Genomic DNA, 1,028 nt, shown 5'->3' on the forward strand with positions numbered 1-1,028 from the left:
AACGCTTTAGATCAGACATGCGGTTTGCTGGCGCGACGGGTGCGAAGCAGCCGGCGTGACAGCAAACTGCATTGTCTGTAACGACTGGTTCGGCTCCGTTTTCATTGATCGCGATTTTGCACCAGTAGCTTTAAACGCCGTAATGCTTCCGTGGCTCCAAATCGGCCTGCTTTAATATAGGCTTCCTTGGTAGAATCTTCATCGGCGCAAACGCCACCCACCTCATCAAGAACGCGCTCTATCCAAGCGATTCGGTCTCGGTGCTTATCTAAAATATTTCTTTCTTCTGGGTCCGATTCGTGGCCGTCTAACGCGTGGTAGCCATGTAGATGCCCTAACTCTTGGTGAAAGACTCGAAAGTCCAGCGTTCCGGCCGCGCACGCAGCGATCATCGCATCGGCACGGTCAAGAACCTCAAGAAGTTCAGACTCTGATACGAAGATAGTCATTTTTTGCCGAACGTTAAAAGTCAGACATTTCGAGGGCTGGCCCACAAAGCGGCTCAGCCGCGACTGGGACAGTCCTCGAAATTGTCTGTAGTGCTTGGTTAGGCTCAGTTTTCATTTTCTTTCTGGATGTAAAAAACCTCATATCCACGATAAAGCCACGGCAAACTATCCCCAAGCGTTTCGGGATCGGCGTCGATATAGGCTGATAATACAATGCGATCCATATGATAAAAACCTATCTTGATGTCCGCATTAATCCCTCGCGATAATAGATGCTGACGCATCGATGGAACTATAGCTGCAGCTCTATCTGCCCTGCTGTGACTTAGCGATGGGTGGATTCCGGTCCGAAATTCATCTTGTTCAAGTTCGGAAAGCGTGAGGATGTGAGCATTCCAGAGCTGCCTCTTCAATATTCCGTATTCCTCAATCCACACATCCACTTTCTTTTTGTCGGGGTGGACAAGCCAGCCCTGAGGCACGCCACGCGCGTGCATCCACGCACGGAAGCTTGGATACTTCGGCTTTCGACTTTCCTCGGGCTTTGGAAACGGCCACATGTTTTGATTCTGCCTAACG

General features: G+C 50.2%; 2 protein-coding genes. Both read right to left on the reverse strand.

Annotation, left to right across the window (positions count from 1 at the left end; translation table 11 throughout):
* Positions 1-101 precede the first annotated feature (101 nt).
* Entirely contained in the window at positions 102-449 is a 348-nt protein-coding gene (locus tag FPL22_RS17590; RefSeq protein ID WP_144354354.1) for a hypothetical protein, read from the reverse strand.
* 104 nt (positions 450-553) lie between these two features.
* Positions 554-1,028: hypothetical protein (locus FPL22_RS17595; protein ID WP_162525367.1), on the reverse strand; the 475-nt coding region annotated here is incomplete at its 5' end.

The organism is Rariglobus hedericola, assembly GCF_007559335.1.
In the GTDB taxonomy this organism is placed as follows: Bacteria; Verrucomicrobiota; Verrucomicrobiia; order Opitutales; family Opitutaceae; genus Rariglobus; species Rariglobus hedericola.